This window comes from Pseudarthrobacter sp. TE3704, from assembly GCF_056279405.1.
In genome coordinates this window covers 565339-586215 of record NZ_JBWCCJ010000001.1, presented here as the reverse complement: position 1 = coordinate 586215, position 20877 = coordinate 565339, and the positions used below count along the sequence as shown (strand labels likewise).

The 20877-nt window shown below is 66.9% G+C and carries 21 protein-coding genes; 4 read left to right on the top strand and 17 right to left on the bottom strand.

Going from position 1 to position 20877, the window contains the following annotated elements:
- Positions 1–85 precede the first annotated feature (85 nt).
- Positions 86–1588, bottom strand: coding sequence for an amino acid permease (locus ACZ9BC_RS02780; protein ID WP_476244626.1), 1503 nt, complete (start codon positions 1586–1588; stop codon positions 86–88).
- A gap of 226 nt (positions 1589–1814) precedes the next feature.
- On the opposite strand from ACZ9BC_RS02780, the gene ACZ9BC_RS02775 reads away from it, so the two are divergent.
- Complete coding sequence (locus ACZ9BC_RS02775) at positions 1815–2486, top strand: TetR/AcrR family transcriptional regulator (RefSeq protein WP_476244625.1); 672 nt, start codon at positions 1815–1817, stop codon at positions 2484–2486.
- 71 nt (positions 2487–2557) lie between these two features.
- Entirely contained in the window at positions 2558–3394 is an 837-nt protein-coding gene (locus ACZ9BC_RS02770) for an alpha/beta fold hydrolase (RefSeq protein WP_476244624.1), read from the top strand.
- Between the two features lie 69 nt (positions 3395–3463).
- On the opposite strand, the gene ACZ9BC_RS02765 is transcribed toward ACZ9BC_RS02770, so the two are convergent.
- A complete protein-coding gene (locus tag ACZ9BC_RS02765; RefSeq protein WP_476244623.1) occupies positions 3464–4939 on the bottom strand; it encodes a DHA2 family efflux MFS transporter permease subunit in 1476 nt (491 codons plus the stop codon).
- A 137-nt stretch (positions 4940–5076) separates the two neighbouring features.
- On the bottom strand, positions 5077–5634 hold the full coding sequence (locus ACZ9BC_RS02760) for a type 1 glutamine amidotransferase domain-containing protein (RefSeq protein WP_476244622.1): 558 nt from the start codon (positions 5632–5634) through the stop codon (positions 5077–5079).
- Positions 5635–5870: 236 nt separating this feature from the next.
- Here ACZ9BC_RS02760 and ACZ9BC_RS02755 point away from each other — a divergent pair, with 236 nt between their 5' ends.
- Entirely contained in the window at positions 5871–7748 is a 1878-nt protein-coding gene (locus ACZ9BC_RS02755; protein WP_476244621.1) for an HNH endonuclease signature motif containing protein, read from the top strand.
- Between the two features lie 69 nt (positions 7749–7817).
- Here the strand turns inward: ACZ9BC_RS02755 and ACZ9BC_RS02750 are convergent, their stop codons facing one another.
- Complete coding sequence (locus tag ACZ9BC_RS02750) at positions 7818–8438, bottom strand: TetR/AcrR family transcriptional regulator (RefSeq protein WP_476244620.1); 621 nt, start codon at positions 8436–8438, stop codon at positions 7818–7820.
- A 128-nt stretch (positions 8439–8566) separates the two neighbouring features.
- Here ACZ9BC_RS02750 and ACZ9BC_RS02745 point away from each other — a divergent pair, with 128 nt between their 5' ends.
- A complete protein-coding gene (locus ACZ9BC_RS02745) occupies positions 8567–8833 on the top strand; it encodes a hypothetical protein (protein ID WP_079596862.1) in 267 nt (88 codons plus the stop codon).
- Positions 8834–8843: 10 nt separating this feature from the next.
- Here the strand turns inward: ACZ9BC_RS02745 and ACZ9BC_RS02740 are convergent, their stop codons facing one another.
- From ACZ9BC_RS02740 to tilS, 13 genes are all read right to left on the bottom strand, one after another.
- Positions 8844–9761, bottom strand: coding sequence for a 4-phosphopantoate--beta-alanine ligase (locus ACZ9BC_RS02740; protein WP_476244619.1), 918 nt, complete (start codon positions 9759–9761; stop codon positions 8844–8846).
- Positions 9762–9763: 2 nt separating this feature from the next.
- A complete protein-coding gene (locus tag ACZ9BC_RS02735; protein ID WP_476244618.1) occupies positions 9764–10657 on the bottom strand; it encodes a Rossmann-like and DUF2520 domain-containing protein in 894 nt (297 codons plus the stop codon).
- Positions 10650–12245 (bottom strand): PH domain-containing protein, encoded by a 1596-nt coding sequence (locus ACZ9BC_RS02730; RefSeq protein ID WP_476244617.1) that lies wholly within the window; start codon positions 12243–12245, stop codon positions 10650–10652. The genes ACZ9BC_RS02735 and ACZ9BC_RS02730 overlap by 8 nt, the downstream gene beginning before the upstream one ends.
- Positions 12242–12754 carry a PH domain-containing protein gene (locus ACZ9BC_RS02725; protein ID WP_079596866.1) on the bottom strand — a complete coding sequence of 171 codons (513 nt, stop codon included), beginning with the start codon at positions 12752–12754 and terminating at the stop codon, positions 12242–12244. Before ACZ9BC_RS02725 ends, ACZ9BC_RS02730 begins: the two co-directional genes overlap by 4 nt.
- Entirely contained in the window at positions 12735–13283 is a 549-nt protein-coding gene (locus ACZ9BC_RS02720) for a DUF3180 domain-containing protein (protein WP_476244616.1), read from the bottom strand. The genes ACZ9BC_RS02725 and ACZ9BC_RS02720 overlap by 20 nt, the downstream gene beginning before the upstream one ends.
- Positions 13280–13825 carry a 2-amino-4-hydroxy-6-hydroxymethyldihydropteridine diphosphokinase gene (folK, locus tag ACZ9BC_RS02715; protein ID WP_476244615.1) on the bottom strand — a complete coding sequence of 182 codons (546 nt, stop codon included), beginning with the start codon at positions 13823–13825 and terminating at the stop codon, positions 13280–13282. Before folK ends, ACZ9BC_RS02720 begins: the two co-directional genes overlap by 4 nt.
- Positions 13822–14232, bottom strand: a complete 411-nt coding sequence (gene folB / locus ACZ9BC_RS02710) for a dihydroneopterin aldolase (RefSeq protein ID WP_476244614.1) — start codon at positions 14230–14232, stop codon at positions 13822–13824. The genes folK and folB overlap by 4 nt, the downstream gene beginning before the upstream one ends.
- A 13-nt stretch (positions 14233–14245) precedes the next feature.
- The gene (gene folP, locus ACZ9BC_RS02705) at positions 14246–15166 is read right to left on the bottom strand and encodes a dihydropteroate synthase (protein ID WP_115524708.1); all 921 of its coding nucleotides are present in this window, start codon (positions 15164–15166) and stop codon (positions 14246–14248) included.
- A gap of 10 nt (positions 15167–15176) precedes the next feature.
- Positions 15177–15821, bottom strand: coding sequence for a GTP cyclohydrolase I FolE (gene folE / locus ACZ9BC_RS02700; RefSeq protein WP_079596871.1), 645 nt, complete (start codon positions 15819–15821; stop codon positions 15177–15179).
- A gap of 9 nt (positions 15822–15830) precedes the next feature.
- Positions 15831–17894, bottom strand: a complete 2064-nt coding sequence (gene ftsH, locus ACZ9BC_RS02695; protein WP_079596872.1) for an ATP-dependent zinc metalloprotease FtsH — start codon at positions 17892–17894, stop codon at positions 15831–15833.
- Positions 17895–18070: 176 nt separating this feature from the next.
- Entirely contained in the window at positions 18071–19084 is a 1014-nt protein-coding gene (locus ACZ9BC_RS02690; protein WP_476244613.1) for a LacI family DNA-binding transcriptional regulator, read from the bottom strand.
- Positions 19085–19157: 73 nt separating this feature from the next.
- Positions 19158–19709: a hypoxanthine phosphoribosyltransferase gene (hpt, locus tag ACZ9BC_RS02685; protein ID WP_041651844.1), complete on the bottom strand. Its 552-nt coding sequence runs from the start codon at positions 19707–19709 to the stop codon at positions 19158–19160.
- A 30-nt stretch (positions 19710–19739) separates the two neighbouring features.
- A complete protein-coding gene (gene tilS, locus ACZ9BC_RS02680; protein ID WP_476244832.1) occupies positions 19740–20798 on the bottom strand; it encodes a tRNA lysidine(34) synthetase TilS in 1059 nt (352 codons plus the stop codon).
- Positions 20799–20877 lie beyond the last annotated feature (79 nt).

The following is a 20877-nucleotide window of genomic DNA, read 5'->3' as shown; positions in this document are numbered from 1 at the left end:
GTCAGTCCTGTGTTCAAGGGCTTGGGTTTTCAAGGGCTTGGGTTCTTGCGGCTTCGGTTCTAAGGGGTTGCTCGCTTGGTGCCTGTTACGCGCTGGCTGCCAGGTTCCGGCGGCGGACCCAGAGGCCCAGAAGCAGGACCGCCGTCACCATCAGCGGCGCCGAGTAGAGGAGGATCCCGTTCTCGCCGGAGGGGTCGTAGACCTCGGGCCGCGGCCAGCCAAGGTTGACCACCATCACGGCGCCGTAGAGGACGGCGAGGATGTTGACGGGCAGTCCCCAGCGGCCGAGTGAGAAGAGGCCCGCGGGCATGGTCTGCCCCACCCGGTTCCAGTCGCCGCGGAGGCGGTTCACCAGCTGCGGCACGGTGACCAGGAGGTAGGCCAGGTAGACCATGACGATGCAGACGCTGCACAAGGTGGTGAACAGTGCGGCGTTGCCGACGTTGATGGCCAGCACGCCCACCGCCAGTGCGCCGATGACGATGGACGGCCACATGGGCGTGCCCCGGGTGGGGTGGACGGAGGAGAGCAGCGCGGAGGCGGGTAGTTTCCCGTCCCTTGCCATGGAGAACACGAGGCGGGAACCGGCGGTCTGGATCGCCAGCGTGCAGACGAAGATGGCGATGGCCACGTCCACCAGCAGGACCTTGCCCCAGAGCGTGCCCAGCACGGCGGTGAGGACGTAGGGAAGACCTTCGGTGGCGAGCCGGCCGTCGTCGAGGCTGGGCGCAGCCATCAGGGCGGTGATGATCATCAGTGCGCCGCCGATGCCGGAGATCAGCAGCGCGGAGAGGATGGTGCGGGGTGCGGTGCGGCGCGGGTCCTTGGTCTCTTCGGACAGTTCGCCGGCGGAGTTGAAGCCGACCATGACGTAGGCGGCCATCAGACCGGACACCAGGAAGGCTCCCACTGCGCCGAGCTCTGAGTTTTGCAGCACGGTGGTGTCCGCGACGACGTCCGGACCGCGCTGGGCAGCGCTGATCAGGGCGAGGATCACGGCCACGACGCCGACGATCTCGCACGTGACACCGACGGAGTTCACGTGCGCCATGAGCTTGACGCCCAGCGAGTTGATGATGGTGGTGGCCACCAGGAGCACAGCCCCCAGGACCACAGCGTTGGCGGCACCGCTGACCGTGTTGAGGGCGGGATCGCCGCCCACAATCTGGAAGCCGTCCCAGAGCTGGGGCAGCACCACCTGCAGGGCGATGGCGGCGGCCGCGGAAGTGACCACCTGGGCGATGGCCATGAACCAGCCCGCGAACCAGCCGACACTTTCACCGCCCACGCGCCTGGCCCACTGGTACACGGCACCGGACAAGGGGTAGCGGGCGGCCAGTTCGGCGAAATTCAGGGCCACCAGGAGCTGGCCCACCAGGACAACCGGCCAGGTCCAAAAGAACGCAGGCCCCGCAAAGGAGTAGCCGAACGCGAAGAGCTGGAAGATGGTGGTCAGGATCGAAACGAAGGAGAAGCCGGCGGCAAAGGAAGCGTAGCGGCCGAGCTTTCGGTGGAGGGTGGGCTCATAGCCAAGGGACGTCAGGTCCGCATCGTCCTGGTGGACGGTGGGGAGAACGGTTGATGTCATCGGAATCTCCGGGGCTGGAATGGCAGGGGGGATAAAACCTCCCGGCAGCGCAGCGCTCGGCCGAAGGCTGCTGATTACCGGTCAATTGATAGTTTTCCAGCGCCATGTCCCCAAACAGTTTCACCTCTGTAAAAGGCGCATAGACATCTTGTTTCGGGTTCATTTCCGTCCCCTCACATCCCCGGTCCGCAGTTTTCGGGCCGGACGGGAATGCAAGAATGATGCGGTGACTTCAGCCGGACCGGGACGCCCTCGCCACCAACAGCCCTCCCGTCCGGGGGCCACCGCCCGCGACGAAATCCTCGATGCGGCCGCCGAACTTTTCACCACGCACGGCTTCGCCAGCACCTCCACACGGTCCATCGCGGACGCCGTGGGAATCCGGCAGTCCTCGCTCTATCACCACTTCAAGACGAAGGACGACATCCTCGAGGACCTGCTGGAGGGAACCGTGAGCGGCGGATTGAAGTTCGCGCGGGCCGTCGCAGCCGACACCGCAGGTGAAGCTGCCGCCGGAAGCCGGCTTCACGCCGTCGCGCTTTACGACGGCACCCAGCTCTGCAGCGCCCGCTGGAACCTCGGAATCCTCTACCACCTGCCCGAAGTCCGCGCCGCACGCTTTGCCCGGTTCCTCGCGGACCGACAGGAGCTGCGCGGCCTGTACGGGCAACTCGGCGCCGGCCTGTCCCCCTCCCGCGGCGAAGGGCACCCGGACGCCAGCGGCGGAGATTTCGCTTTCCGCCTGGTCGAATCCCTGATCAGCCTCCGCGCGGATGGCATGGCCACCCCGGAATCTCCGCTGGAGGCCGCGGATGCGGGACTGATCCTCTGCGGGCTGGCCGGAGAACTGCCCGCCATCCGGGCGGAAAGCGCCGCGCTCATCTCACGCCTCGCCTAGATCCCCTCCGGATCCTTCAGCCGGCAGTGTCCATGGTGCCCGCGCTCAGGTTGCTCAGCTAGGCTCGGAACATGACGCGTGAGAACATCAGGACCCCCGACGGCGGCACTCTGGAGCTCTTCTCCACCGGCGCGGATCTGGCTTCCGCCGGCTCCGGCGTGGTGATTGTCCCGCCATCCATGGTGACGGCAGCGGATTACACCAAGTTCGCGCAAAAGCTGAGCGCCGCCTTGGGCCGGCCCGTCCATACGTTCAACCGCCGCGGCCGCGGATCGTCGTCTCCCCAGCCGGAGGACTACACGCTGGACGTGGATATCCGCGATTTGGACACGGTGATGAAACACACGTCCAGCACGGACGTGTTCGGCCATAGCTTCGGCGGCGCGGTGGCACTCCACGCGGCACGGACGCTACCGGTGGAGCGACTGGCCGTGTACGATCCCGCGGTATCCGTGAACCACAGCGTCAAGGCTGAGTGGATCGCCGAATATGAGGCCACGGCTGCCGCTGGCGATGACGACCGCGCCCTGGCCGTGATCCAGCGCGGGCTCGAAGAAGGTGGACCGTTCTCGTCCCGGATGCCGCTGTCCATGCTGACCCTCGCCAACAAGCTGACCGCCGGCACGTCAGAGGGCAAGCAGCAGCGTGAGCTGATGCGGACCGGCGTCCGGGAAATCAAGGCCATCATCGCCGCGGACATGCCGGCCGAGCCGTTCCTGGCGCTTCCGCTCGAAACGCTGATCGTGGTGGGCGAAAAGAGCCCGGCCTACTTCGGCGTGGCCTGCGGGCAGATCCACGACGTCCTCTCCGGCTCCAGCTACACCATCCTCCCCGGCTTCGGGCACGATGGCGCCATCAAGGCCCCGGACGTCCTGATCAAGGAACTCAGCGACTTCTACGCCGGCTGACCCCCATGTAAGTAGCACTAACTGTCGTTTTGAAGGCTCAAAACGACAGTTAGTGCTACCCAGTTGGGGTCAGTGCCCGCCGTGGCCCGCGCCGGCCCCTTCGGTTTTGCGCATCATCGCGGAAAGGACGACGGCGGCGAAGGCGATGACTGTTGCCGTCATGAAGGCGGCGCTCATCCCGGCGACGAGTCCCGACGTCGCGGACACCACGGCGAAGATGGACACCAGCAGCGCCGTGCCGGCGGCACCGGCAACCTGCTGCGTGGTGCTCATGATCGCTGAACCGTGTGAGTACAGGTGCGGCGGGAGCGGGTTCAGGCCGGTGGTAAACGCCGGCGTGAAGAGCAGCGCCAGGCCGAAACTCAGCCCCACGTGCAAGGCGACGATCCACCAGACTTCCGTGCCGGCGTCGAGCATTGAAAACTGCCAAAGGGTCACGACCATCAGGATGGACCCGGTGACGGTGAGCGGCAGCGGGCCCACCTTGTCGAAGAGCCGGCCGATAACGGGGCCCAGGAGGCCCATGGCCAGTCCGCCGGGGAGCAGTGCCAGCCCGGTTTCGAGGGAACCCAGGCCGCGGACTTCCTGAAGGTAGAGCGGCAGCAGGATCACGCCGCCGAACAGGGCCATCATGGCCACCACCATCAGCAGGACCGAGACGGTGAACATGCGGAAGTTGAACGCGCGGAGGTCCAGCAGCGGGGCGCTGGCCTTCTGCAGCCTGAGCTGGCGGAGGACGAACACGGCGAGGCTGGCCACGCCGATGACCAGGGCAGCAATCGCGGTGGTGCCTGGACCCGCCTGGCCGCCGTGGCCGCCGCCGATCTGGCTCAGGCCGTAGACCAGGCCACCGAACGCGGGGACGGTGAGGAGTACGGACGCGAAGTCGAGTTTGGTCTTCTCCGCTTCGCCCACGTTGGTGAGGTACTTCGCACCGATGGCCAGCGCCGCGAGGGCGACGGGCAGGACGAACACGAACATGAACCGCCAGGTGAAGTGCTCCAAAATCAGGCCCGAAACGGTGGGGCCCATGGCCGGGGCTACCGAGATGGCGATGCTGACGTTGCCCATGACGGCACCGCGTTTGGCGATCGGGACCAGCGTGAGGATGGTGGTCATCAATAGCGGCAGCATGATGGCGGTGCCGCCGGCCTGGATGATGCGGGCCAGGAGCAGGATCTCGAATCCGGGAGCCACGGCGGCCAATGCGGTGCCGCCGGCGAAGAGGCCCATGGCCAGCATAAAGACGGCCCGGGTGGACAGGCTCTGGAGGATGAAGCCGGTGGTGGGAATGACCACGGCCATGGTCAGCATAAAGCCGGTGGAGAGCCACTGGACCGTGGGCGCGTCCACCTGGAGATCCACCATGAGCCGCTGGAGGGCGACGTTCATGATGGTCTCGTTCAGGATCACCACAAACGTCGCCACCAAGAGCGTGGTGATGATGGTGACGGACTCGCGGGACATCTTCTCCGGCGCGGCGGGCTTGATTCCTTCGGTGTTGACGGACTGGCCGTTGGCGGTCGGAGAGACTTCGGTAGACATGAGTGTTCCCTCAGGGAGAGTAATGAGTGTGGTGCGCGAACATGGCCGCTGCAGATGGCAACACTCTACCGGCTGGAGTAATTCCTCCGCACCGGATCTTTTTTCAAACCCTGAGGGAACAACAGGTGTCAGGCGGTCTAGCCTGCGTGCTCGCCTTCGGAGATTTCCTCCACCAGCTTGCTGTTGAATGCGGGGAGGTCGTCCGGCTTCCGGCTGGTCACCAGCCCCTGGTCAACCACTACTTCCTGGTCCGTCCAGTTGGCGCCGGCGTTCCTGAGGTCCGTTTCGAGCGTGTGGTAGGACGTGACGTTCCGGCCGCGCAGCACGCCGGCTTCGATGAGGAGCCACGGTCCGTGGCAGATCGAGGCGACCGGTTTGTGCTGTTCGAAGAAGCTCCGCGTGAAGCCCTGCGCGTCCTTGTCCACGCGGAGGTGGTCTGCATTGACGACGCCGCCGGGCAGGACCAGCGCGTCGAAGTCGGAGGCGTTGGCTTCTGCGACGGTGAGGTCGACGTCGAAGGTGTCACCCTTTTCCGTGCCGTTGTAGCCCTGCAGCTTGCCGGCCTTGGGGGCCACGAGCGTGGGCACGCCGCCGGCGTCCTTTACCGCCTGCCAGGGGCTGGTCAGCTCAACCTGCTCCACGCCGTCCGTCAACAGGAATGCGACCTTCTTGCCTGTGATGCTGTGTTCTGACATTTTTCCTCCTCGTGTGAAGCGGCGTACAGCGCGTCTGCTTCAGGGCGCGGACTACCGCTTCGAGAGTTGTTTGCCTGACGGTTTCCAGCCTAGGAAAGGTGAAAGTAATAAGCAAGCTGACTATTGGGTGGCGCGCTTTGAGGATTTACGACGGCGGCAGGCTGGCTTGACGCGCCATCTCGCCCTGACTGGGCAACGTACCAAAGAATGTCGTACCCTCCCACGATGATTTAGATATGGGAAACAGCACAGTGATAGCAGCACCATTGGAGGGTGTTTTTGCCACTATGGCTGCCGTCAACGCGCTGTTCCTTGAAGAAGAAGGTATGAAGGCGGCCACCGTCGTTGACGGGAGCGCCGGGGTTGATGTGCTGGAACGGCAGTACGAGATCCGGCTGAAACGGATGGGCCTCGTTTCCCGGCTGGAGGCGCAGGTCGCAGCGATCAAGGCCCGGGATACCGCCGAGGCCCTCGAACTGCAGGAGGCCATGACCCCGCCCACTGCTTCCCTGCAGGACCGGGTTTTTGCTGAGATGTCCGTCGTGGCGGAGATCGCCGGTGTCCTGACCATCGGTTCGGGGGCCGCCGGGGCGTTCGTCCGCCAGTCCCGGCAGTTGTGCGCGCTGCCGCCGGCCATGAATGCGCTCCCTGCCGGGAACGTGTCCTGGCTGCACGCGCGGATCATCGCCGACGAGACCGCGGATCTGGACCCGGCCGCTGCCGCCGCGCTGGTGGCGCATTTCTTCGATTCGGATACGCCTCATCGGGCGCGCGGGGCCGCGCCCGGGGAACTGGTGCCGTCGCGGTTCCGGCACAAGGTGCGCACCTGGCGGGAGCGGCATCACCCCGAATCCCTCGAGAAGCGGCACGCCAAGAGCGTCGCCGACCGGCGGGTGGAGCACTGCCCGGACCGCAACGGGATGGCATGGATCTCCGCGTACCTGCCCGCCGACTCCGCGTCAGCGATCTGGAACAGCACCACCGCCATGGCACGCGGCCTCCAGGGACCCCACGAAACCCGCACCCTGCCCCAGCGACGTGCCGACGTCCTGGCCCACCGCCTCCTCACGCGCACCACCTTGGCTGGCGCGGACACGGCAGGCAGCGGCCGACCCCACACCCGCAGCCAGGACCAGGCTGGCATTGATGAACAGCTCCCCGAGGCCTTCATCGGGCTCGCCACGCTCGTCGGTTCGGAGGAAACAACCGCGGACCTGGGCATCCCGGACACCGGCCACTACCCAACCAACGGGCACATCTTCGCGAGCGGCAATCCAGACACCACAGCACCCGCCAGCCACCTCGCCGGAAAAGTACCGGCCCCTCGGACGGACGTGCTGATCACTGTCCCGGTGTTCGCCCTACTCGGCCTCACCGATGAACCGGCCATGCTCGATGGCCACGGGCCCATCCCGGCCTCGATGGCCCGGGAACTGGTCGCGGACGGGGCAACCTCTTTCTTCCGGGTCCTGGTGGACCCGCGGGACGGAACGCCTCTGGAGATCGGCCGCACCAGCTACCGGCTCACGAAAGCCATGAAACAGGCACTCCGCCTCAGAGATGGCAGATGCACCTTCCCCGGCTGCAACAACCACACCCTGGACAACGAAGCAGACCACCTCACAGCATGGCAGCACGGCGGAACCACCGGAATCAGCAACCTGGCACAGCTCTGCCCCAAGCACCACCGGCTCAAGCACAACAGCGCCTGGACCCCCACACCGGCACCCAAAAACGAGCCGCCCGGCTGGACCTCACCCACCGGCCGCAAATATCAAAGCGAACAACCTGACTGGGAACCACCCATCAGGCCCGACAAGCTGCAGGATCAGTCGCGGAGTGCCCTGCGGCATCCCCAAGAAGCAGGCGAGCCGGACCCCTCAACCGCCGACGGGTGGCCACCACAGGAATGGCTGGATTCGGCTCCGCCCTACTTCGAGCCACCCTGCGAAGAACCCGCAGGCGAAAACCTCATCGACCCTGACGACATCCCGCCCGACTCCCCCATATGGGATGAGCCCGTGTGGAACGACTTTTATGCCATGCCGTTCGTCCTCCCGCAGGACCCGGACAAGGACTGGGCCCTGCGCGGGTGGGCCCTGCTCCAGACCTGACCACGCCCGAGGACACTCAACGACGGCTGAGGACATGTCCAGCGCGGGACGTGGACAGCAAGCCAGGAACTACGGCCGGTGGTGTTCGATCAGCCAGCCAGCCATCTGCTGCGCACGCCTGTTGGCCTGCATGTCGCCTTCAGTAGCGGAGATGATGGACCCCTTCATGAGGATGTGCCATGAACGGGCGAACTCCTCGGGGCGCACCAGTCCGGCCTCTTCCGCCAGGACCTGCACATGCCCCCTGATTTTGGCCAGGTAATCAATGCTCGCCTGCCCCAGCGGGTGGGCGGGCCCCATCTCCAGCAGGATGTTGATGAAGGAACAGGCTTCGAAGTCCTCCCGGAGGAACCAATCACCAAAGACGTCGAAGATGGCCAGCAACTGTTCGGCAGGGGTGTTTCCGCGGCGCCGGGCCTCCGAAACAATCGCGTTGACGGTCCACTGCTTGTCACGCTGCTCAAGGAATGCCAGAACCAATGAGTCCTTCGAGGGGAAGTGCCGGTAAAAGGTTGCCTTGGCCACTCCGGACCGTTCGATCAGTTCGTTGACGCCGACATCGCGGACACCGCGCCGCGAAAAAAGCTCGTATGCGACTGCCATGATGCGTTCCGCAGAACCGGCAGGAGTCATTGCCGCCACCGCCGGAGGAGACACGGGGGACGCTGAAAACTCTGACTCAGGATTCATCGCACTTTCAGTCTATCGCGGGGAAGACAGACCGGTCTTTCCCGCTGTAATGTTTTTCCTATGCGCAGTGCTTAGGACACCATGGAGGCCATAAACCGGCCGCTTCGGATTGGTGCAAGGAGGCCCCGATGTCAGCAGAGCGGTTGTTCCAAAGCGTACCTTCGGACCCCGACCCTTGGATGGCCGGTGACACGCCTGCCGAAATCCGCGAGTTCGCCATCCAGTCCCTCCGCTGGCAAGCCCAGGAAATCATCGACGAGATCCTCCGCAGCAATGAACCCGCCGAAGAGCTCTCCCGTGCGAGGCTCCGCCGCTGCGTCGCCAAAAACCCGGGCCGGCCCGAACGGGCGCTCCTGGAACAGCTGATGACCAACCGGGACGTCCCGGGACTATAACAAAGGCCGGTCATGAACTCAGCGGCGCGTTGTCGATCAGCCGCACCGGCCCCACCTTGGCGGCAATAAGCGCCAGCCCCTCGCCCCGGAACGGCGTTTCGCGGCAGTTTTCGGCCAGCGGCTCGAGCGTGGCCGGATCCACCACGTCGAAGTAGTCCAGCGCCACCAGGGGCTGGGACTCCACCAAGCGGACGGCTGACTCAAAATCCAGCGGCTCCCGTGCGGCAGCCCGCTCCCCAAGCAGCCGGAGGGCCCTGGACAGCACCAGCGCGGCCTCCCGCTCTTCGTCCGACAGGAAGCGGTTGCGGCTGGACAAGGCCAGGCCCTCCGCGGAACGGACCGTGGCAACCCCCACGATCTCCACCGGAAAATTCAGGTCCGCCACCATGCGCCGCACCAGCGCCAGCTGCTGGGCATCCTTCTGGCCAAAGTACGCACGGTAGGCGGGAAGGCCTGAACCATCCGAACCACCCCCGGCCAGCCCCGCGGCGGGCATGCCGTAATGCAGCAGTTTGGCCACCACCGTCAGGGCACCGTCAAAGTGACCGGGCCGGGAAGCGCCCTCCCACTTCTCCCCCAGCCGGCCGGACGTTACGCGCACCAGCGGCTCACCCCCCGGGTACACCTCCTCCACCGACGGCGCGAACGCAAGGTCCACGCCCTCGGCTTCCAGCAGCGCCAGGTCTGCCTCCAGCGTGCGCGGGTACCGGTCGAGGTCCACGGCGTCGCCGAACTGCAGGGGGTTGACGAAGATGCTGGCCACCACCACGTCGTTCTGTTCGACGGCGGTGCGCGCCAACGCGGCATGGCCTTCATGGAGTGCGCCCATGGTAGGCACCAGGCCCTGGGAAGCACCCTGCCTGGAAGTGAGCAGCCGCGCGCTTTCGGCATGCAAATCGGCAACTGTCGTGACGAGTTTGATGGGCATGGTCAGTCCTCCCTCGGTTCGAGGGCCTTGCGCAGCCCCTCCAGCTGGTCAGCTTTCAGCAGGCCGCGACCCTCGGCGCGCAGGGCTGTGGCGCGCGCCATCGCGAGGTAGGCCGCCAACACGTCACCCTGCCCGCCGCCGTCGAACTCCCGCAACGCCTCCGCATGCGCCTGTACTGTTCCCACATCGCCGCGGGCCACAGGGCCAGTGAGGGCGGATTCCCCGGAGGCCAGAGCGTTCTCCAGGGTTGCGCGCAGCAGCGGACCCAGCATGCGCCCGGGCAGGTCAACGCCCACCTCCGCCAACAGTTGCGAGGCCTGCGCCACCAGGGTGACCAGGTGGTTGGACCCGTGCGCCAGGGCCGCGTGGTACAGCGTCCTGTCCGCTTCGGCGATGGCTACGGGCTCCGCGCCCATCTCCACCACCAGCGCCTGCGCGATGGGAAGCATGGCGGCGTCGGCCGTGACACCGAAGGTGCAATCCAGCAGGCGCGTCAGGTCAAGGCTCATCCCGGTGAACGTCATGGCCGGATGCAGCGCCAGCGGGACAGCGCCGGCAGCCCGCACGGGATGCAGGACCCCCACGCCGAACCTGCCCGAGGTGTGGGCCACCAGCTGGCCCGGCTGCCAGGCGCCGAGCTTGGCCAGACCATCCACCAGGTCCGGCAGGGCGTCGTCCGGCACCGCGAGCAGCACCAGTTCCGCCCGCTCCACGATGTCCTGCACCTCAAGGATGGGGACGCCGGGGAGCAGCGTTTCGGCCCGTTCACGGCTCGCGTCGGACACCGCTGAGACACCGACGACGGCGTGTTCCGCCGCCCGCAGGGCGGCGCCGAGGACCGCGCCCACTTTCCCGGCGCCAATGATTCCGACGCCGAGGCGTCCGGGTTTAGCCATGCTGCGGGCCTTCCTGGGTTGGGGCATGCGGCGCCCGGGTTTCGACAGGCTCAACCACCGGCGCGGGCCTGGTTTCGGCGGGCTCAACCGCCGGGACCGCTACCTGCCGCAGCCACTGTTCCGTTGTTTGCCGTTTCCTGGCCAGCCGGGCGCGTGCCGACTGTTCGTTGAAGAGGGCCCGCGCCTCGTCCACGCCGGCCTGGGTCAGCCGCGGCGCGACAGGGCCGGCGGTGGTGTGAAGCACCAGGTCGGCAACCCTGAACCGCCGTGCCAGCGGCCCCTGGTGCAGTGCCATGGATTGGGTTCGCTGGTGCGGAACCACCACGAGCTCCCGCCACCAGCGGCCGGAGCGGATGAGCAGGGCGGTGTCCGTGGCGGCAAACCCGTTCCGGCGCCATCCCAGCGGGGCAAGTATCCGCGCCCGGCGCGGCGTGGTGACGAATCCGCCGTCGGAATCCAGGCCGGTGAGCCCGGCACCAAAAACGGCGGCAGGCTGGGCAGTGCCTGGATCCGGCAGCACCAGGGCGAGCATGTTCATGGCGTCCTCAAGCTTGCCGACGGGCAGCAGGGTGGTGCGGGAGGTGCCCTCTCCGGCGTTTTCCACCAGACCGTAGCCGGCCACGTTGACCTGCATCCGGTACCAGCCGAACGGACGCCACAGCGGCGGCTGGGCGATCTTGAGTGCCTGGATCCGGCCGGGCGGCAGCGTCTGCGCCTGCGTGTCCAGCAGCCCGTACCGCAGCCTGATGCCGTCCGGCGAAACGGCTGCCGTGAAGTTGTAGCCCTTGTTGAAGAGGGTCCAGTAGCTGGCCGCGAGGCCCAGCGCGGCCGGAATCAGGTAAAAGTAGAAGCTCTGGTTGTCCGTGACGGCGGAAAGAACCACGGAGGCCACACCGCCCACCGCCACGAAAAAGCTTTGTTCGCTCAGCAGCAGCGAACCGACAAGGCGCGACGGCGGCACCGACAGGACCGGGTATTCCGGCGCCTCGGGCGCGGCCTCGCCAGGGCCCTCGACGCCGGTGCTCACCCCGGCGGCCCGGGCCAGGATGGTGGCGCGGAGCTGCCGGGCGTCGTCCATCTTCAGGTAGGCCAGCCGCACGGCCGACTCCCCGGCGTCAGCAACCTCGAACTTGAGTTCGGCCAGGCCGAAGATGCGCGCGAGAAGGGGCTGGACGATGTCGATGGCCTGGACCCGGTCCAGCCGCGCCTGCCGTTGCTGGCGGAAGAGGAAGCCGGTGTTGACCCGGACGTAGCCGCCGGACACCTGGTACTTGGTGAAGTACCAGGTCAGGACGAAGCCCAGGACGGCGATCAGCAGCATGGCCGCACCGCCCGCCAGCAGCCACGGCGCCCGGCCTGCCAGCTCGTCCGTGAACACCGGCCGCCCCTGCAGCATCCGCTCCAAAATATCCCGGCCAAAGAAAAAGCCGATGGCGGCCAGCGCTACCCAGCCGCGGACAAACGGCGATGCCGGGTGCACACGCAGCCACCCGTCGTCGGGCGCGGCACCGTCTGCGGCAGCCGGTCCGGCGGGCAGTGGCGAACTGCCTGGCGCCCCCGTACCGGGGATTTGCCCGTCAGCGGTCACAGTCCTGCCAGCCTGGCTTCGCCGCGCGCCGCCAGCTGTTCGCGGAGCCGCGCGCCTTCGGCGGCGGGCAGGCCCGGGATCTTGGCATTGGTGCCCGGCGCGGCAGTGTGCAGCTTGAGCGTGCACAAACCCAGCCCGCGTTCCACCGGGCCCACGCCGATGTCCACGTACTGCATCCTGCCGTAGGGAACGGCCATGGTGCGCTGGAAGAAGATCCCGGTCCTGACCAGGAGGTCGTCGTCGCGCTCGGCATAGCCGATGGCCCGGACCTGGCGCGGGATCAGCACGAGGCGCCAGAGGGCCAGCACCAGCATCGCCGCGGGAAGGGCGACGGCCAGCCACAGCGGCGGCCAGCGCCATACGCCAAGGAGGACAAAGAGCAATGGCAGGGAGAGCAGCAGTACCGCGACGAGGTTGCCCACGGCCCACTCCACCAGCCGGACGGTGATGTACTTGGGCGAGACGCGCTGCCAGGCGATGCCCGGCGGATCAATCGCCTCGGTATGCATATTCGCCTTCCCCCGCGGCTTCGCCACGGACCTGGCGCCCGGGCTTGCCGTCAACACCCTTGGTGTCGCCGTCCTCCGGGGGAATCTTGCAGAAGCGCTCCACCAGGAGGCCAATCACGATCATCACCAGTCCCCCGCCGGCCATGGCCAGGGCCAGCCAGGTGATGCCCTGGTCGCTGCGCAGGCTCCAGATCCGCAGCTGGTCCAGGAAGATGCCCACGTGCCAGCCCAACAGCACGGTTCCGGCGTAGGCGCACGCCTGGGCCAGGACCAGGGTGCGGGCTGCCAGCAGCGGATCGAGCACCGTCTTCTTTTTGGCGTTGGCGTTCGTGATGCTGTTGCGCCACCTCAGGACCCGGATGCCCAGGATCAGGGTGATGGCGACGATCACGCCCATCGTGGCCAGCGCCGTGGCGGGCAGCACGGGAGTGGCCATGCTGTACCGGCTGGTCACCACGGTGGCCGCCCAGCCCGCGACTGCCAAGATGATGCCGATCAGCATGAGGCGAAGCGGGTTGATGGGCTTCATCGTTCTTCCACCGCCCCGGCAGTGGGCATGCCATCGAAGTCGCCGAAGCCATCGAACGGGGCAAGATCGCCGTAGTCCGCCGCCCGGGCGGCCAGCGCACTGATGCGTTCACCGTTCAGGGTTGCCGCGGGTTCGATCAGCGACCACGGGTACAGCACAAAGGCGCGTTCGGCGGCGCGCGGATGAGGCAGGGTCAGCACGGGGTCGTCGCTGCGGAGGTCGCCGTAGGTGATGACGTCGACGTCGAGCGTCCGCGGCCCCCAGTGCACCTCGCGGACACGGTGGTGCTTGTTCTCCACCGCCTGGCAATGTGCCAGCAGTTCCAGCGGAGCCAGGCTGGTTTCCACGGTGATGACCATGTTCAGGAAGTCGGGCTGGCCTGCCGGGCCGCCCACCGCCTTGGTCTGGACCACCGGGGACACCGCCAGGAGGCGCACCTCCGGCGGGTCGACAAGATCTGCGACCGCCTCGGAGAGGGTGTCGTTCCGTTCCCCCAGGTTGCTGCCAAGAGCCAGCACTACCTTGGCATAACCGGCATTCACGGTGTCCCCCCATTGAAGGTTGACTCCCGGCGGACGGAATTCCCGCTGCCCGGATTCCCGCGGTGGACGGTGACGGCCACGTCGCCGAAGGGAACCTCGATGGGCGCCTGCGGTTTGTGCACGGTGATCTCCACGGCGTGGAGCCGGAATTCGGCCAGCAGGCTGTCCGCGATCCGGACGGCCAGGGCTTCGATCAGGTTCAGCGGCTCGCCCGAGACCCATTCGGTAATACGCTGGGCCACCTCGCCGTAGTGCGCGGTGTCGCGGACGTCATCGGACTCCGCCGCCGCGGCGAAATCCAGGTAAAGCACTGCGTCCACAACAAAAGGCTGGCCCTCGCGGCGTTCAAAATCAAACACTCCGTGATGGCCGACGGCGGTCACACCGGTCAGCGTAATTTTGTCCATGGGTCCCCCGGCCCTACTGAGTTTTGGGTACTGCGGCCATGCGGGCGGCAACCTTGACGGCGTCCAGGCTGGAGCCGACGTCGTGCACACGGACGGCCCAGGCGCCGCGGTAGGCACTGATGGCGGTGATTGCGGCGGTGGCGCCGTCACGCTCCTCCGGGGACGCGGACTTGCCGGCCACGGTAAGCAGGGTTCCAAGGAACCGCTTGCGGGACGCTCCCACCAGCACCTTGTGGCCCAGGCTGTGCAGCTGGTCCAGGTTCTGCAGGAGTTCCCAGTTCTGGGCATCGTTCTTGGCGAAGCCCAGGCCCGGATCGATGATGATCTGGTCCTGGCTGACGCCGGCGGCATAGAGCTTGTCCCGCACGCCGGCGAGTTCAGCCACTACGTCCCCTGCCACGTCCGTGTATTCGGCGAGGGAATTCATGGTGCGGGCGTCGCCGCGGCGGTGGGTCAGGATGTACGGAACCTTGGACGCAGCCACAAGCTCTGCCATTTCCGGTTCGATGCTGAGGCCGGAGATGTCGTTGATGATGGCGGCCCCGGCTTCCACAGCGGCCGCGGCGGTGGCGGCATGGGTGGTGTCGATGCTGACCAGCGCACCGGCCTTGACCAGCGCCTCAATAACGGGGATGACGCGGCGCTGCTCTTCTTCGGGGCTGACGTCTTCAGCGCCGGGCCGGGTGGACTCTCCCCCGACGTCGATGATGTCCGCACCGGCGTAGAACATACGCAGGCCGGCGGCGATGGCGGTGTCGGACGTGGCGTGCTTGCCGCCGTCGCTGAAGGAATCAGGGGTGACGTTCAGGATTCCCATGACCAGGGTGCGGTCCGTGGGCAGGTCTTCGAAACGGGCGGCCGGCCGCGGTTTTCGCAGGATGGGCAGCGGCGAAGTTGCGGGCCCGGTTCCCGGGGCTGCAGCGAGTGAGTCCATGGTCTGTTTGTTACCTTCCGAGGATGAGGCTCATGGCTTCGGCGCGGGTGGCCGGGTCATGAAGCTGCCCGCGGACCGCACTGGTGACGGTCTTCGCTCCGGGCTTGCGGATACCGCGCATTGACATGCACATGTGTTCGCATTCAACAACGACGATGGCGCCACGCGGCTTGAGGTAGCGGACCAACGCCTCAACGATCTCAGTGGTGAGCCGCTCCTGCACCTGCGGGCGGCGGGCATAGATGTCCACGAGCCGGGCCAGCTTGCTCAGCCCGGTGACCTTGCCCTCATGCGAGGGGATGTAGCCGACGTGGGCCATGCCGTGGAACGGCACCAGGTGGTGCTCGCACGTGGAGTAGAAGGGGATGTCCTTGACCAGGACCAGTTCCTCATGGTCAAGGTCGAACGTGGTGGACAGGACGTCCGCGGGGTCATGGTGCAGCCCGGCAAAAACCTCGGCGTAGGCTTTGGCCACCCGTTTGGGGGTGTCCACCAAGCCGCCGCGGTCCGGGTCTTCACCGATGGCGAGAAGGATCTCCCGGACGGCCGCCTCGATCCGGGGCCGGTCCACTTTCTGGTGCTTGGAGTGGGAGGATCCGTCCTCCGCCGGGTATCCGGCGGAGGCGGGAACGTCGTCGTCGTCGAAGTGAGTCACAGAGAAAGCTTAGCCGCGAAGGGTGTCCGGCCCCGATTCGGGGACGCCGCCCTGAAACGGTGCGTCTTCCGTAACGCCCTGCGGATGCGGAGGGTTGGCGTCCAGCGGCTCGTCCAAACGGGCCTGCTTGGCTTCTTCCTGCGCCTCGCGCTCGGCCCTCTCCTGGCGGCTTTCCACGGGGCCGGCCATCTGGACGGGGCGGGTCTCCTTGGACAGCCACACCTCGCGGAAGTCGCGCTTGCGGATGTCGCGGAAGATGTCGGCGATTTCGGCCTGGTTCAGGGTTTCGCGTTCCAGGAGTTCGAGCGCCAGCCGGTCCAGCACCTCGCGGTTCTCGGTGAGGATGGCGTAGGCCTCGTCATGGGCCTGGTCGATGAGGCGGCGCACTTCCTCGTCCACCACGTAGGCGATCTGGTCGGAGTAGTTGCGTTCGTGGCCAGCATCGCGGCCAAGGAACGGCTCGCCGCCGCCCTGGCCGAGCCGGACAGCGCCCACCCGCTCGCTCATGCCGTATTCGGTGACCATCTTGCGGGCGGTTCCGGTGGCCTTTTCGATGTCGTTGGAAGCGCCGGTGGACGGATCGTGGAACACGATTTCTTCGGCCACGCGGCCGCCCATGGCGTAGGCCATCTGGTCCAGGAGTTCGTTGCGGGTCACGGAGTACTTGTCGTTGTCCGGCACCACCATGGTGTAGCCCAGGGCACGGCCGCGGGGAAGGATGGTGATCTTGGTGACGGGCGCCGAGTTGCGCAGGGCTGCCGCCACGAGCGCGTGGCCGCCTTCGTGGTAGGCGGTGATCTTGCGCTCGTGTTCCTTCATGACGCGGCTGCGCTTCTGCGGTCCGGCCATCACGCGGTCGATGGCCTCGTCCAGGGCGCGGTCGTCAATGAGGTTGGCGTTGGAGCGGGCCGTGAGCAGCGCGGCCTCGTTGAGGACGTTGGCGAGGTCGGCGCCGGTGTATCCGGGCGTCTTCTTGGCCACGGCCTTCAGGTCCACGCCGGGCGCCATCGGCTTGCCCTTGGAGTGCACTTGCAGGATCTGGTCGCGGCCGATCAGGTCCGGCGCTTCCACGCCGATCTGGCGGTCGAAGCGGCCCGGGCGCAGCAGCGCGGGGTCCAGCACGTCGGGGCGGTTGGTGGCGGCGATGAGGATGACGTTGGTCTTGACGTCGAAGCCGTCCATTTCAACCAGCAGCTGGTTGAGGGTCTGTTCGCGTTCGTCGTTGCCGCCGCCGATGCCGGCGCCGCGGTGGCGGCCGACGGCGTCGATCTCGTCCACGAAGATGATGGCCGGGGAGTTCGCCTTGGCCTGCTCAAAGAGGTCGCGGACACGGGAGGCACCCACACCGACGAACATTTCGACGAAGTCGGAACCGGAGATGGAGAAGAAGGGAACGCCGGCCTCACCCGCGACGGCGCGGGCCAGGAGGGTCTTACCGGTGCCCGGCGGGCCGTAGAGCAGCACGCCCTTGGGGATCTTGGCGCCGACGGCCTGGAACTTGGCCGGTTCCTGCAGGAATTCCTTGATTTCCTGGAGTTCCTCCACCGCTTCGTCAGAACCGGCGACGTCGGCGAAGGTCACCTGCGGCATGTCTTTGCTGACCATCTTGGCCTTGGACTTGCCGAACTGCATGATCTTGGAGCCGCCGCCCTGCATCCGGGTCATCAGGAACCAGAACAGCGCACCGAGCAGGATGACGGGAATCAGGAGGGAGAGGAGGCCGGAGAACCAGTTGCTCTCGATGGGCTGGTCCGTGTAGCCGCCGCTGAGGTCAGAGGCGGTGACTGCCCTGACGATGTCCTCGGCGCGGGCGTCCACAAAGTAGAACTGGACGCTCTTGCCCTTGTCCTGCCCCTCCAGGTTCAGGTTTTCCTTCAGCGTCAGGTCAACACGGTTTTCACCATCGAATATCTTCGCCTGCTCCACCTGGTTGCCGGAGAGCAGTTCGAGGCCCTTATCGGTGTCAATCCGTGCCGCACCGCCGGGAGCCAGCGTTGCAAAAGCCACAAGGAGCAGACCGACCACAACGACGATCCAGATGCCCGGGCCCTTGAAAAAGTTCTTAGCTTTCATCTGTTCGGGGGCTGGCCCCGTCCCTTCTGGTAGTGCTGCACGGCGAGTAGTTTGCGCGCGTGATGGTGCTGCGTCAGCTTCTAGCTATACACCGTCCGGAGTAGATCACGCATGATGGAAAGCAAAAGTTCCCTGTGGGCGTAGCTACACGGAGGGGTGGGGCCTGTGCGGTGGTCCTACTGCCGCGGCGGCACAACGGACTCCCGGATGACCAGCGGACACTCCAGGGAGGTGGTTCCGGCGTCGGGGTCATCACCGCCGGTTCTGCCTTCGAGGGTGTCGATCAGGTGGTTCACGGCCCAGGCGCCCATTTCGTAGTGGGGCAGCGCCACGGTGGTCAGCCCGGGGTGGAGACTGCCGGCAATCAGTGCCTGGTCGTCGAATCCGACGACCGACAGGTCGCCCGGGACGGACAGCCCCAGCTCGGCTGCCGCTCGGTACGCCCCCATGGCCATGCGGTCGTTGTAGCAAAAAAGGCCCGACGGCGGGTTGCCACCGCTGAGGATCCTGCCGGCTGCCGTATATCCCCCGGCGGCATCGGACGACGCCGCCTCGACAGGGGCGGCTTCGCCGTCGAGGCCCGCGCGGGTCAGCGCCTCCCGGAAACCGCGGAGCCGCTGCGAGGTGGAGGGCACGTCCTCCGTGTTGTTAATGAACCCGATGCGCGTGTGGCCGGCGGCGAGAAGGGCATCGACGGCAGCCGTGGCGCCGCCGTGCTCGTCCGGCACAACAGCCGGAAAACCGCCGTCCGCGGTCACGGCATCCACAAGGACCGCAGGCACCCTGGCGAGGTTGGCGGGCGCCTCAAGGTACCGGTGGTACATGGTGGCGTAGAGGATCCCGTCCACCTGGCGTTCCAGTACGGCCTCGACGTCGCTTTCCCGGGACGCCCGGCTGGCCGATCCCGCGGTGTTGATGACCATCAGGGTGTAGCCGCGGGCGCGGGCGGCCTCATCCGCGCCGAGGATGATCCGGCCGGCGTGCGGGGTGGTGGCGACGTCCTCGCTGACCAGCCCGAGCACCCCCGTGCGGCGGCTGCGCAGGGCCTGCGCCACGCGGTTGGGACCGTAGCCCAGCTCCAGGGCGGCGGCCTTCACCTTGCCGCGGGTTTCCGGGCTGATCCGCGCGTAGGAAACGTCGTTCAGGACGTGCGACACGGTGGTGGCGGACACCCCTGCCGCCAATGCCACATCCTTGATGCCGATGTTCCTGTTCAGCCGGCCTTCCCTTTCATACGACGCTTCGTAGGGCGCGGAAGGTGGCTTACTCGTAGACGTGCGGCGCGAGGGTGCCCACAAAGTCCAGGTTGCGGTACTTCTCGGCGTAGTCCAGGCCGTAGCCGACAACGAACTCGTTGGGGATGTCGTAACCGACGTACTTGACGTCGATCTCCACCTTGGCGGCCGTGGGCTTGCGGAAGGCGGTGCAGATTTCCACCGAGGCGGTGCCGCGGGATTCCAGGTTGGTCTTCAGCCAGGAGAGCGTGAGGCCGGAGTCGATGATGTCCTCGACGATCAGCACGTCCTTGCCCATCAGGTCCGTGTCCAGGTCCTTCAGGATGCGGACCACTCCGGAGGACTGCGTGCCGGAGCCGTACGAGGAAACAGCCATCCAGTCCATGGAAATGTGGCTGTGCAGCGCACGGGCCAGGTCCGCCATGACCATCACGGCACCCTTGAGCACACCGACAATGAGGATCTCGCGGCCTTCATAGTCCTTGTCGATCTGGGCAGCGAGTTCGGTGATCCGCTGCTGGATCTGTTCCTTGGTGTAGAGAACGTGCTTGAGGTCTGCCTGGACGTCGTTTGAATCCACCAATGGCTCCTGTGTAGATGCGGGGTGCGACTATTTTGTGGGCGGTTTTTGAGGCCGGAACACTAGCTTCCCACAGCGCGGCCCTTCACGGGGAACGGAGCCGGGGTTATCCGAGCCGGCAGGCCGGCCGGCGGCGGGCGACGCGTCGAGCTGCGCGAGGGACAGCCGGTAGGCGCTCACCCCGCCCGGAAGTTCAACGGGGCCCGCGGAGCCCTGCCTCCTCAGCAGCGCCTCCGCCGCCAAAAGGCGCTTGTAGCTGGGCTGCTGCCCGCCGACGTCGGCCGCGGCCTTGGCGATCACGCGGAACCTGATGGCGGGGGCCAGGGCGCGCAACGCCTCCTCCGGAAGGCTGACTTCCGGCCCGTTCCGTTCGGCCAGGGAGGCGAAGGTGGCTTCCGCCACATCCTCGAGGTAGTCGGCGTCCAGCTGCAGGATGGACGCCGTCCGGGCAAGGGATTCGGCGACGCCGGGCCCCAGTTTTTCCTCCAGGTGCGGGAGGACTTCGGTGCGCGTGCGCGACCGGGCGAAGGACGGGTCCGTGTTGGTGGGATCGTGCCAGGGGTCCAGCTCCTCCACCTCGCAGATCTCTTCCGTGTCCGCCCGGCGAAGCCCCAGGAACGGCCGCAGCAGGATACCCCGGGCGGGCCGCATTCCGGCCAGCGAACGGGTACCGGAGCCCCGGGCCAGGCCCAGCAGCACCTGTTCAGCCTGGTCGTCCAGGGTGTGTCCGAGCAGGATGGCCTCCGCGCCCTGGCCGGCCGCAGCCGCTTCCAGCGCTTCATGCCGGGTATCCCGGGCGGCGGCTTCGGGACCCATGCCGGTGCCTGCCACGGTCACGGCCCGGATTTCCACAGGGGCCAGCCCGAGGTTCTGCAGCACCTCCGCGGTGTGCGCGGCCACCTGGCCGGAGCCTTCCTGCAGCTGGTGGTCCACCACCACCGCGCCTACCGTTACGGGGTGGCCATCAACATGGCCGCGCCGTGCGAAGTAGGCCGCGACGGCGGCGAGCGCCAGGGAGTCCGGCCCGCCGCTGCAGGCCACCAGTACGTGATGCGGATAGCCGGCCCCGGCGAGTGCCTCCTGGACCATTTTCCGCGCGGTGCCGACGACGGGCGCCAGCCTCCCGGGCCGCCGCCGGCCGCTGCCGGCCGGGGAAGGAAGGGAAACG

Excerpts from the sequence above, each read along its gene's own strand:
- ACZ9BC_RS02780 (WP_476244626.1), bottom strand. The coding sequence starts at position 1,588 with ATGACATCAACCGTTCTCCCCACCGTCCACCAGGACGATGCGGACCTG.
- ACZ9BC_RS02770 (WP_476244624.1), top strand. The coding sequence starts at position 2,558 with ATGACGCGTGAGAACATCAGGACCCCCGACGGCGGCACTCTGGAGCTC.
- ACZ9BC_RS02765 (WP_476244623.1), bottom strand. The coding sequence starts at position 4,939 with ATGTCTACCGAAGTCTCTCCGACCGCCAACGGCCAGTCCGTCAACACC.
- ACZ9BC_RS02760 (WP_476244622.1), bottom strand. The coding sequence starts at position 5,634 with ATGTCAGAACACAGCATCACAGGCAAGAAGGTCGCATTCCTGTTGACG.
- ACZ9BC_RS02755 (WP_476244621.1), top strand. The coding sequence starts at position 5,871 with ATGGGAAACAGCACAGTGATAGCAGCACCATTGGAGGGTGTTTTTGCC.
- ACZ9BC_RS02750 (WP_476244620.1), bottom strand. The coding sequence starts at position 8,438 with ATGAATCCTGAGTCAGAGTTTTCAGCGTCCCCCGTGTCTCCTCCGGCG.
- ACZ9BC_RS02745 (WP_079596862.1), top strand. The coding sequence starts at position 8,567 with ATGTCAGCAGAGCGGTTGTTCCAAAGCGTACCTTCGGACCCCGACCCT.
- ACZ9BC_RS02740 (WP_476244619.1), bottom strand. The coding sequence starts at position 9,761 with ATGCCCATCAAACTCGTCACGACAGTTGCCGATTTGCATGCCGAAAGC.
- ACZ9BC_RS02735 (WP_476244618.1), bottom strand. The coding sequence starts at position 10,657 with ATGGCTAAACCCGGACGCCTCGGCGTCGGAATCATTGGCGCCGGGAAA.
- ACZ9BC_RS02725 (WP_079596866.1), bottom strand. The coding sequence starts at position 12,754 with ATGCATACCGAGGCGATTGATCCGCCGGGCATCGCCTGGCAGCGCGTC.
- ACZ9BC_RS02720 (WP_476244616.1), bottom strand. The coding sequence starts at position 13,283 with ATGAAGCCCATCAACCCGCTTCGCCTCATGCTGATCGGCATCATCTTG.
- folB (WP_476244614.1), bottom strand. The coding sequence starts at position 14,232 with ATGGACAAAATTACGCTGACCGGTGTGACCGCCGTCGGCCATCACGGA.
- folP (WP_115524708.1), bottom strand. The coding sequence starts at position 15,166 with ATGGACTCACTCGCTGCAGCCCCGGGAACCGGGCCCGCAACTTCGCCG.
- ftsH (WP_079596872.1), bottom strand. The coding sequence starts at position 17,894 with ATGAAAGCTAAGAACTTTTTCAAGGGCCCGGGCATCTGGATCGTCGTT.
- tilS (WP_476244832.1), bottom strand. The coding sequence starts at position 20,798 with ATGGTCCAGGAGGCACTCGCCGGGGCCGGCTATCCGCATCACGTACTG.